We start from the raw sequence: 10,932 nt of genomic DNA, 5'->3' as shown, positions 1-10,932 counted from the left end.
ATGCTCACCTTGCTGCCCGCTTGAAACCGATGTCATTGTTCTCGAAAGCGCGGATGGCCTCCGCGCTCGCGGTTCGGCAGAGGTCGTCGCCGGCGGCGGGATCTGCGGCGTAGCAGACGATGTCGACCGGTTGCGGATCGTAGGTGGGAGCCGGATCTAGCGGATGGGGGCAGTTCGACAATGCGATCAGCATGTCCATCTCAGCGCGGAGATCGATGAAGTCTCCGGCCTCCCGCCCGTTTGCATTCCAGGCGAAGCGCCCGTCCACATTGACGCTGACGGGCGCAAACAGGTTGATGCAAGGCATCACGTCGCGACGATCGAGACCCAGCTTTCCCGCGGCGAGGACGAAGTTGTCACGGGTGTTGCGCGTTGGGGCGTTCCCGTAGCGCGCTGCGTTTGTGGCGGCGGTGGATCCGCCAGCCAGCGTATCGTGCATGAAGCTGGTGTCCTCCACGATGCCGAACATGACCCGCCCCATATCGGAGAGGATGACGCGGCCCTTTCGCAGCGTTGCAGTCCATTGCACTTTTATGGTGTCCGCATGATTCAGGCGCTCGCTGGGGTCGCTGCTATTCCAGGCCAGCAGGCTGACACAGGACGTTCCACTGCGGTTGAGGATCCGGATCGCATCGCCGGCATTCAGGCGCGTGGTCCAGTACCAACCGCCAGGGATCGTTTCCTGCGCGAAAATCGCGGTGCTGTTGATGGCTGCGCCATCGCGAGAGGTCGGTCCTGGCAGTGCACGCGGTGCGCTGGCCTGACCCGCGCTCTTCAGTTGTTCGTAGCGCCTTTTGTTGGCGTCGATTTCGGCTTGCTGTTCCTTCGTCGGGATCACGGTCGTTCTCCTTCTCATCGGTGCCGGGTCGTCCCGGCAGATGCTCCTCGTTGCGGCGGGTCGTCCCGACCGGAGCTGATGATGGATTACCGCGCGGTCGCCATACGGCGCGGGTAGATTTCCAGATCGCGCGAGATGGTCGCGCCGTAGCGTTCACGTTCTTCGGGACGATTCCGACTCCGCTCGAAAGCGATCACGCGCGTCGCGAGCCTGAAGGCCTCGCTGAGATCGTGGGTGACCATGACGACCGTCAGTTCGGTCTCGTTCCACAATCGTTTCATCAGCACGTGAATATCCGCGCGGATTCCGGGATCGAGGGCACCGAAGGGCTCGTCCAGCAGGAGTATCTTCGGGCCCCCCATGATCGCCTGTGCCAGCGCCAGTCGCTGCTGCATTCCGCCGGAGAGAGCCGCTGGAAACTTGCTCTCATGGCCGGACAGGCCGACCTCCGCCAGTAATGACATTGCCTGTTCAGTGGCCGCGCGCTTTGCCTGTCCGAACAGCTGTCCGATAAATCTCGATTGCTGCAATTCCCGCCCGAGCAGGACGTTCTGGAGCACCGTCAGATGCGGAAATACCGAATAGCGCTGGAAGACCACGCCGCGATCGGCATTGGGCTCAGCTTTCAGCGGTTGTCCGTCCACCAGTATCTGGCCGCGGGTCGGGCTTTCCTCGCCCAGTAGCATGCGCAGAAACGTTGTCTTGCCGCATCCCGAAGGACCGACCAGGGCGATGAAGGCACGTGGCGCCACATCGAGCGTGACACGCTCCAGAACGATATGGTCGCCGTATTCCTTCCAGACCTCGTCGAACCGGATCGCGCTCATTCCGCCCTCACAGAAGCGAACCATGGGAACGATCGACGTTGCAGGAGCCGTAATCCCGCATCCATCAGGAAGGCGAGACAGGTGATCCAGATGACGTAGGGAATGATCACATCCATCGCGAGATAGCGACGAACGAGGAAGATCCGATAGCCGAGGCCAGAATCGGAGGCGATCGCTTCCGCGGCGATGAGGAACAGCCATGCCGGGCCAAGTTGAAGTCTCAGTGAGTCGATCAGGCGCGGCAGCACCTGGGGTAACACCACACGTATCGCAACCTGCCATGTCGAAGCACCGAGCGTCTGTGCCTTGATCAGCTGTTCGCGCGGAAGCTCCAGAACGCGCATCGTGAGGTCGCGAACCATGCACGGCAATGTGCCGATCACGATCAGGGCGACCTTCGAGTTCTCTCCGAGCCCCATCACGATGAACAGGATGGGTAGCAACGCCAGCGGCGGAATCATCGATACGATGCTGACGAAGGGAGCCAGCAACGCGTTCACGCCCGGTAACAGGCCGATCGCGATTCCCAGCACCAATGCGGCAGACGTCGAGATTGCAAGCGCAGCGAGAAGCCGAGTGCCGCTCGCGATGGTATCCGATAGCATCAGGATGCTTCCGGTGCGAAGGTCGGTCTCGAACGCCATGTGTTTCACCGCCTGCGCCATACTGGATAACGCAGGCAGCAATTTATCGTTGGGGTTCTCCGCGAGTCTCACGCTTGAACCGGTGAAGTACGCCAAAGCGAGGAGCACGAATGGTAACCCCGCGAGGTAGAAGCGGGATTGTCGGCCCGGTCTGAGATTCATGAGGCGCATGACGGCTGTTCCTCGAGCGACGACGAAGCCGACGGTTAAAGTTTGCCGCTCGCCGCGGCATCCATGAACGTGGCGTCGAAGCGAAGCTTCACGTTGGCCTTGTTGCCGAGCACCGTCTTGTCCGACAGTTCGATGCCTATCGCGTCCGCAGACTTGGCGTCCTTACCAAGCAGGGCCTTGTCGAAAAGGAACTTGCGAACGCGATCCATCGTCGATCCGACCATCGCACTCTTCGTGAATTCGAGGGCTGATGGCGCGGTATCGAACAGCTTCGTCGATGCCAGCTGGCTCTGGAATCCGGCGAGGTCCGTTCCAGATGCCTTGGCCATCGCTTCCTGGGCTGCCGCGCCTTCTGCGCCCGGTGCAGTCATCCTGGCGAGGGTCTCGTACCAGATGCCGACGAGTGCTTTGCCGAAATTCGGGTTGTCCTTCAGGACGTCGGTGTTCGCAACCATCAGGTCCATGATCTCGCCCGGGATCTGTGAGGAATCGAACACCTTCTTCGCGTCGGGTGACGCGAGGACTTCAGACACGATGGGGTTCCATGTCACGACGGCGGTGACGTCAGGTGTCTTGAACGCTGCGGCAAGATCCGCGTCGGATGTGTTGACGACCTTGATGTCTCTTTCGGAAAGCTGCTTGCTTTCCAGCGCACGCGCAAGAAGGTAGTGCGAGACAGAGAATTCGACGAGATTGATCTTCTGCCCCTTGATGGCCGCGAGATCGCTCTTGTTTTTCAGGATAACGGCGTCGTTTCCGTTGGAGAAATCGCCCACGATCATGGCCGTCGTATCGACGCCGCCGGCAGCGGGAATCGAGAGGGCATCCATGTTGGTGATCGTCACGGCATCGAAACTACCGGCGGTGTACTGATTGACAGACTCGACGTAGTCGTTGAACTGCTTCACTTCGATTGTGATGCCGTATTTGTCCGCCCACTTCTTGACGATGCCCGTATCGGCCGCGTAGCCCCAGGGCATCCAGCCGACATAGATCGACCAGGCGACCTTGAAATCCTTCTTGGGGGCGGCGCAGGCAGGCGCTGCCATCGCGAGAGCGAGGAGAGAAGCGCCGATCATCGTGCGGAAGCTAGCAAAAGACTTAGTGCCCATCTGGCTCATCCTTCTTGCAAGAACTACAAAAAGGGATTGGCCATAGACCATCGCGCTGCCAATCCCTTGGCTCACGAGGTCTCCCGGGTTTTTGTCCCGCCGTGCAGTGAGGATGTCTCCCTCACAGCGGCCGCTCTCGGACCAGCGCTTCGCATCAGCAAAGCCGGAACCCTAGCGGCCAACTCAACTACACATAAGCACACAGCGTGCCAATTTTTGTTTATTGAATTCTCTAGATAAAACGGCCTGTCGTGACCGCATTTGTGGTGAAGATCGAAACGGGCTGCCATCGGAATGAGCGGCGCTGCTCATCATTCAGGCCTCCGGATTGTTGGTCGCGGGACTAGTTTGAGGGACCAGATCAGCGAGAGCTTCCATGAAAATGATCAAAAGCTTCCTGCGTCTCCTCGCGGAGGGCCTTCATGCCCGGGCCGGCATCGCTCCTCGATCTTCCGGCGCGCACCGCACGTCCAAGCCTCCGCCGACGATCTGAATTCCGCTAGTTTACCGGCGAGCGTCTCGGACAAGCCCGATGAGCGGCGTTTGGCTTGTTTACAGAGCCGTTGTGCCTTCCCGAGCAAACTCAGCCGCCTGTGGCTGTCTTTTCCGAGGCGGTGTGTTGAGCAAATATCGGTCGGTGCCAGCAGGCAGGTGCTCTTCTTGTGTATAATGTGAGCAGATTGCCGATCTGTGAGCGGGTTTGGTGCAACTGTGACGACCTTCGGCTGTAAAACGCAATCGCCACGGCTGGCGTGGCCTGTGCTAGCTTGCGCTTGGCATAATCGCGGGGGATTTCCAGGATGTTTCGTCAGTTTGGTTTGAGTGCGATTGCAGGTGCAGCATTGTTGGCATCGGCACTGTCGGCAAACGCTGATACCGCCGTTAAATTCGCCCTCGACTGGAAGTTCGAGGGACCGTCCGCGCCGTATTTCGTCGCCCTCGACAAGGGTTATTACAAGGCCGAAGGGCTTGACGTGACAATCGACAGCGGTCCGGGCTCCGTCGCCGGCATCGCGCGCGTCGCCGCCGGCACCTATCCGATCGGCTTCTTCGACATCAATTCGCTGGCGCGCTTCCGCGACCAGAATCCAGACAAGGACGTCAAGGCCGTGCTGATGGTCTATGATGTACCGCCCTTCTCCATCGTCTCCGTCACCAGGGCCGGCATCAATGTGCCGAAGGATCTCGAAGGCAAGATTCTTGGTGCACCGGCGCCGGACGGCGCCTTCGCACAGTGGAAAGCCTTTGTGAAGGAGAACAAGATCGACGATGCAAAGGTGAAGATCGAGAATGTCGGCTTCCCCGTACGCGAGCCGATGCTTGCCGATGGCAAGGTCGATGCCATCACCGGCTTCTCGTTCTCGTCTTATTTCAACCTGATGGCCAAGGGCATCGCCGAGAAGGACATCAAGGTGATGCTGATGTCCGATTACGGCCTCGTGCTGTACGGCAACGCCATCATGGTCAATCCGGAATTCGCCAAGGCGAATCCGAAGGCGGTTGCCGGCTTTGTGCGCGCCACTATCAAGGGAATCATCGACACCGCGAAGGACCCCGACGCCGCCATCAAGTCGGTGATGAAGCGCAACGAGACCGCAGACGAGAAGATCGAGCTGGCACGCCTCAAGATGTCGCTGAAGGACAATTTCATCACCCCGTGGGTGAAGGCCAACGGCGTCGGCGGCATCGACGAGAAACGCATGACCGACGCCATCGAGCAGATCGCGGTGACCTACGAGTTCAAGAATCCGAAGCCGAAGGCGGGCGATCTGTTCACGTCGGAATATCTGCCGCCGGCCGGCGAACGCAAGCTCTGATCCCGGCAAGACAAGAGGTCGGGATCGGACACGCATGGACAGGTTCGTGGATATCGATGGCGTGACGCTGAAATATAGCGGCGCCACCGGGGAGATCACTGCCCTTCAGGACGCGACGTTGAAGATCGCGCGCGGCGAATTCGCCGCCGTGGTCGGGCCGTCCGGGTGTGGCAAATCCACCTTGATGCGGCTGGTCACCGGCCTGCACAGGCCGACCGCCGGCACCATCGCCATCGATGGCAAGGAAGTAAAAGGGCCGGTCAAAATGGCCGGCATGGCGTTCCAGCACGCCAATCTGCTGCCGTGGCGCAAGGTCATCGACAATGTGTTGCTGCCGCTGGAAATCGTCGAACCCCATCGCTCGCAGTTCCGGTCGAAGAAAGCCGAGTTCCGCGCCAAGGCCGAGCAGTTGCTCGCGACCGTCGGGCTCGCGGGGTTTGGCGATCGTTATCCGTGGGAGCTCTCCGGCGGCATGCAGCAGCGCGTCTCGCTGTGTCGCTCGTTGATCCATGAGCCGGCGCTGCTGATGCTCGACGAGCCCTTCGCGGCGCTGGATGCCTTCACCCGTGAGGAACTGTGGTGCGTGCTGCGCGACCTCTGGCAGCGCCTCGGCTTCACGGTGATCCTCGTCACGCACGACCTGCGCGAGGCTGCGTTCCTCGCCGACAATATCTATGTCATGAGCGCGCGTCCCGGCCACATCGTGCAGATCAAGCCGGTCGATTTTGCGCGCCCGCGCGATCTTGAAGTTACCTATCACAAGGAATTCGGCGATATCGTGCATGAACTGCGCCTGAAGATCGCGGAGGTGCGTAAGTCATGACGTCGCGTCTCGTCGAGAAACTCGCGCCCTGGATGTTCACCGTCGCGCTCTTCCTCATCTGGGAGGGCGCCTGCGCGGCCTTCAAGATCAACACCTCGGTGCTGCAGCCGCCATCGGCAGCCTTCGCGGCGATGTTCAAGCTGTGGAAGGTGTTCCTCTATCACTCCTGGGTCACGCTGTGGGTCACGATGGTCGGCTTCGCGTTGGCCGTGGTGTTCGGCGTCATGCTCGGTCTCGTGGTCGGCTGGTCGCGGACGATCTATCGCGGGCTCTATCCGGTGATGATCGGCTTCAACACCATCCCGAAAGTCGCCATCGTGCCGCTGCTGATCCTGTGGTTCGGGATCGGTGAAGTGCCGGCCATCGTCACGGCGTTTCTGATCTCCTTCTTCCCGATCGTGGTCAACATCGCCACCGGCCTCGCGACCACGGAACCGGAGCTCGAGGACGTGCTGCGCGCGCTTGGCGCGCGCAAGCTCGATATCATGCTGAAAGTCGGCATTCCGCGCGCGCTGCCTTACTTCTTTGGCTCGCTGAAAGTTGCGATCACACTGGCCTTTGTCGGCACCGTCGTTTCCGAAACCCTCGGCGCCAATGCCGGCCTCGGCTTTCTGATCGCGCAGGAAGGCGCCAGTTTCCGCATGGCGAATGTCTATGCCGCATTGCTGCTGCTCGCCTTCGAGGGCGTGCTGATGTATGCCGTGTTCGCGTGGATCGAGCAGCGTTCCACCCGCTGGGCCTTCCGTTCGCAGATGAGCGCCGGCTAGCGCAAGTCTGGTCTGGACGGCATCTTGCTTCTCGGGCACGATGCAGCGCAGAAATTCAGCTCTGCTGCGTCATTCCGCGCACGGAGGTTCCTGCCGCGGTGCGGGGTTGGTCGATCCCGCTCCATGCGCTAGATTGGCGCGAAGCGGGCAGGGACTGTGAAGACAGAACAGCACAATTCTCTGAGAATGCTCCAGTGGATGATGGCCGCGTCCCTGGCCTTTCCCGTTGCGCTGTTCGTCTTCGCCGCCAGCAATTCCTGGTTCTCCACCAACGAGAATGCCGATCGTGAAATCGAGCGCACGCTCGATGTCGCACACGAACATGCATTAAAAGTGTTCGAGACGATCGATCGCAGTCTGTCGGAAATCAACGAGATTGTCCGCGGTCGTTCCGACGACGAGCTTCGCGCCAATGTCGACGCGATGTCGGCGCGGCTCAAGCAGCTGACGGACGCGCTGCCGCAGCTCAAATCGGTCTGGGTGTTCGACAACAAGGGCCGCGCCCTGATCAACAGCCTCGATCTCGCTTTGCCCCACATCGACTTCTCCGATCGCGACTACTACAGGGCTCACGTGGCTAGCGATGTCGGCACCTTTATCGGTGCGAACCTGCTGCCCCGGCCGCCTTATCAGGGAGCGCCATTCTTCGGTGTCAGCCGTCGCCGCGTCAGCCTCAATGGGCATTTCACCGGCGTCGTGCAGGCCTCGGTACTTCCGGAATATTTCGAGAAGTTCTATGCGCGCATCGGCCGCGCGCCGGGCAGTTTTTTCGCGCTGGGACTGACCGACGGGTCGGTCCTCGCGCGTTATCCCAATCTCGAACGCAGCGCACGGCTCGATCCCAAGGGACCCGTGGGGCGCTCGTTGTCGGAAAACCCGGATGGCAGCCTCATAACCATCCGCGCGCCCGGCGACAATATCGAACGCCGCATCGGCTATCGGCGGCTCGCTGGCTATCCGGTGTATGTTTCGGCGGGCCTTGAAACCTCAGCCATTCGCGATCGCTGGCTGAAGGCGATCGGCTATCATTTGATCTTCGGTATTCCAGCGACCGCTCTGTTGTTCGGGCTTCTATTGTTCGCCCTGCGGCGCACGCGTCGTCTGAACTTCGAGGCGACGAAACGGCGTGAAGCTGAAGAAGCTCTGAAACATGGTCAGCGTCTCGAAGCGCTGGGACAGCTGACAGGCGGTGTCGCGCATGACTTCAACAATCTGCTCACGGTAATTCGCTCGTCCGTAGACCTGTTGCAGCGGCCCGATCTCGCGCCCGAGCGCCGCGCCCGCTATGTGGCCGCAATCTCCGATACGGTGACCCGCGCGGCGAAGCTCACGGCCCAGCTGCTTGCTTTTGCGCGTCGGCAGACTCTGAAGCCGGAAGTATTCGATGTTGGGCAATGCGTGAGTTCGGTCACGGACATCATCGGGACGCTGACCGGCGCCTCGGTCGAAATCGTCACGCATCTCCCTGACAAGCCCCTTTACGCGGATGCCGATCTCGGCCAGTTCGAGACGGCGCTGATCAACATCGCCGTCAACGCCCGCGATGCGATGAAGGGCGAAGGACGGCTTGCCATCAGCGTCACCGCCAGCGAATGGCTCCCGTCGGCGACGATGCCACGCAAGGACGGCTACGTCGCCGTCGCCATCGCAGATTCCGGCTGCGGTATTTCCCCCGATCAGTTCGAGCGCATCTTTGAACCGTTCTACACCACCAAGGAAGTCGGGCAGGGTACAGGTCTGGGTCTGTCGCAGGTGTTCGGTTTCGCCAAGCAGTCAGGCGGTGAAGTTGTCGTGGCCAGCGAAGTCGGCAAAGGCAGCATCTTCACGCTTTACTTGCCGCGGGTCGCCGGCAGCGCCGTGCGGCCCCCGCCCACGGACGAAGCGCCGCTGGTCGATGGCAATGGACTATCGGTGCTGGTGGTCGAGGACAATCGCGACGTGGGCACCTTCACGACCGACGCGTTGCGCGAGCTCGGTTATACGACCGAGCTCAGGCAAAGCGCCAGGGAAGCGCTGGATGAGATCACGAGTCATGCCGATCGCTACGATGTCGTGTTCTCGGATGTGGTGATGCCCGGCACCAGCGGAATCGAACTTGCCCAGCAGATACGCGAACTTCATCCGGACCTGCCCGTCGTGCTGACGTCGGGCTATAGCCATGTTCTGGCACAGAACGGCACCTTCGGCTTCGAGCTGCTGCAGAAACCCTATTCCATCGAACAGCTCTCGCGCGTCCTGACCAAGGCCGGCAATTGGCGCAAGGCCCGGCGCGAAACAGCCTGACGGTTCGGGCACGCCTCGCAATGACGGTTTCAGATGAAATTGATCTGCAGTGCCGGCAGCGCGAAGATCCCGACATTGGTGAAGAAGCCTCCTGCATAAGCAAGCGACCGCGGTGTCGCTTTGTCTGCGATATAGAACAAGGCATGGGCGATGCGGAACACGAGATAGACCGCGGCCAGCACGCCGACGGTTTTCGCTGAAGCGCCGAAGGTCAGCGCGCCGAGCACTGCAGCGGCGTAGAACGGCAAACTCTCGAACGCATTTTGATGCGCGGCGTAGGCACGGCGCCTGGCACCGGTCAGATTGTCGGCGCTGTCGCGTGGTGTGTTGTTGTCGCGGCATCCGGATTTGGCATAGCCGACGATGAGCAATGGAAGCGCTGCGGCAATCAGAATGCTCCAATAGGCAAACGGCATTGAATGTTCCCCCGGTGTGATGACGCGCATGATTCGTGATGGGGGGTTCCTGATCCGCTGTCAAATCCCGGAGCCGTCCGGTCGTGCCGGGAACATCGTCTGCTCGCATCCGTTACCTCCACAAGGGAGAACGCATATGGCGAATGACAGTGCTCGCGATACCGAACGTTCCTCGGGATTGATGAAGAGAGGCAATCTCGACCTGCTCGTCATCGACGGTGAAAAGCTTCGTGCCCGTCCGATGGCCGTCTGTATCGATTGTGCTGCCGATGCGGACAACCAAACCTACGCTCTCGCGAGCGGCACGATGTCAGTCTTCGCCGATAAGGTTGCGACCCGATGAGCCGCGTAGAATCTGGTAACAAGCCTGTCGAGGACCCGCCGCTTCCGCCGGGCAAGCCTTCGGAGCCGCCGCAGGAAAGCCCGCCAGGCAATCCGCGTCCGGAAGTGCCGCCGCCTATGAGGGAGCCGGGCGAGCCTTCGCGACCGGATGAGTTACCGGGCGATCTACCCGCGGATATTCCGATGCCAAATCCGGACGAGGTGCCGGGACAGCAGCCACCGGCGGTGATGTCCGGATGCCGCTACTAAATAAACGGCCTGAACGTGCCATGAACAATGTGCGTTCGGGCCTTTGTTCTGCGTGAAATAAATACGACTGTGGCTTTGCGGGCCGCCACATTCCGGCCCCATGCTTATTCGTTCATCGATCTGCCGATTTGTTCGGCTGATAAAATGATTTTTGCCGACCTGTTCTTAGCGAGGGGCCCTAGCTCATCATGACAAAACTTCGTCTCGTCCTGCTGGCGACAACTGCGTTCGGAGTAACGCAGATTGCAGTCACTGCATCTCATGCATCGAGCAGCGATGCACCCGTCCTGCTCGCGCAGGCGGCGCCCCCCGCTGCGGAGGGCGAACAACGCAAGGAGCCCCCAAAGGGACCGCCACCAGCCGCGCGTCCTGCGCCGCCGGCGGGTGCCGGCGCCCCACCGCGCGAACCTCATCCGCGTGAGGCGCCGCCCGCCGCCCGTCCGGCTCCGCCTCCCGCCGCGGCGCCAGCGCCGCGCGCCGAACCTCCAGCAGCGCCACGCCCACCCGCGCCTCCGGCTGCCGCGCCAGCGCCACGTGCCGAGCCGCCAGCAGCGCCGCGTCCGACCCCACCCGCGCCTCCTGCGGCTGCTCAGCCGCGCCCGGCTCCCGAGGCTGCACCGACCCCACGCCCGACGCCGCCCGC

General features: G+C 61.2%; 10 protein-coding genes and 1 riboswitch. Of the genes, 5 read left to right on the top strand and 5 right to left on the bottom strand.

Annotation, left to right across the window (positions count from 1 at the left end; all coding sequences use genetic code 11):
- Positions 1-4: 4 nt before the first annotated feature.
- From E0H22_RS00565 to E0H22_RS00550, 4 genes are all read right to left on the bottom strand, one after another.
- Positions 5-838, bottom strand: a complete 834-nt coding sequence (locus E0H22_RS00565) for an urea amidolyase associated protein UAAP1 (protein ID WP_233023844.1) — start codon at positions 836-838, stop codon at positions 5-7.
- Positions 839-924: 86 nt separating this feature from the next.
- Entirely contained in the window at positions 925-1,665 is a 741-nt protein-coding gene (locus E0H22_RS00560; protein WP_233023843.1) for an ABC transporter ATP-binding protein, read from the bottom strand.
- Positions 1,662-2,480, bottom strand: a complete 819-nt coding sequence (locus tag E0H22_RS00555) for an ABC transporter permease (RefSeq protein WP_233023842.1) — start codon at positions 2,478-2,480, stop codon at positions 1,662-1,664. Before E0H22_RS00555 ends, E0H22_RS00560 begins: the two co-directional genes overlap by 4 nt.
- Positions 2,481-2,515: 35 nt before the next feature.
- Positions 2,516-3,592: a putative urea ABC transporter substrate-binding protein gene (locus E0H22_RS00550; protein WP_233023841.1), complete on the bottom strand. Its 1,077-nt coding sequence runs from the start codon at positions 3,590-3,592 to the stop codon at positions 2,516-2,518.
- Between the two features lie 78 nt (positions 3,593-3,670).
- Positions 3,671-3,778, bottom strand: a riboswitch (guanidine-I (ykkC/yxkD leader).
- Positions 3,779-4,392: 614 nt separating this feature from the next.
- Here E0H22_RS00550 and E0H22_RS00545 point away from each other — a divergent pair.
- The 4 genes from E0H22_RS00545 (at position 4,393) to E0H22_RS00530 (ending at position 9,282) form a co-directional block, all read left to right on the top strand.
- Complete coding sequence (locus tag E0H22_RS00545; protein WP_233023840.1) at positions 4,393-5,409, top strand: ABC transporter substrate-binding protein; 1,017 nt, start codon at positions 4,393-4,395, stop codon at positions 5,407-5,409.
- A 34-nt stretch (positions 5,410-5,443) separates the two neighbouring features.
- Positions 5,444-6,232, top strand: a complete 789-nt coding sequence (locus E0H22_RS00540) for an ABC transporter ATP-binding protein (RefSeq protein ID WP_233023839.1) — start codon at positions 5,444-5,446, stop codon at positions 6,230-6,232.
- Positions 6,229-6,999, top strand: coding sequence for an ABC transporter permease (locus tag E0H22_RS00535; RefSeq protein WP_233023838.1), 771 nt, complete (start codon positions 6,229-6,231; stop codon positions 6,997-6,999). The genes E0H22_RS00540 and E0H22_RS00535 overlap by 4 nt, the downstream gene beginning before the upstream one ends.
- A 156-nt stretch (positions 7,000-7,155) precedes the next feature.
- Positions 7,156-9,282 (top strand): hybrid sensor histidine kinase/response regulator, encoded by a 2,127-nt coding sequence (locus E0H22_RS00530; protein ID WP_233023837.1) that lies wholly within the window; start codon positions 7,156-7,158, stop codon positions 9,280-9,282.
- 29 nt (positions 9,283-9,311) lie between these two features.
- Here E0H22_RS00530 and E0H22_RS00525 read toward each other — a convergent pair whose 3' ends face one another.
- A complete protein-coding gene (locus tag E0H22_RS00525; RefSeq protein WP_233023836.1) occupies positions 9,312-9,698 on the bottom strand; it encodes an MAPEG family protein in 387 nt (128 codons plus the stop codon).
- 136 nt (positions 9,699-9,834) lie between these two features.
- On the opposite strand from E0H22_RS00525, the gene E0H22_RS00520 reads away from it, so the two are divergent.
- Positions 9,835-10,041, top strand: coding sequence for a hypothetical protein (locus tag E0H22_RS00520; protein WP_233023835.1), 207 nt, complete (start codon positions 9,835-9,837; stop codon positions 10,039-10,041).
- Positions 10,042-10,932: the final 891 nt, after the last annotated feature.

Source organism: Rhodopseudomonas boonkerdii (assembly GCF_021184025.1).
Classification (GTDB): domain Bacteria; phylum Pseudomonadota; class Alphaproteobacteria; order Rhizobiales; family Xanthobacteraceae; genus Tardiphaga; species Tardiphaga boonkerdii.
This window is presented reverse-complemented; position numbering and strand designations above follow the sequence as displayed.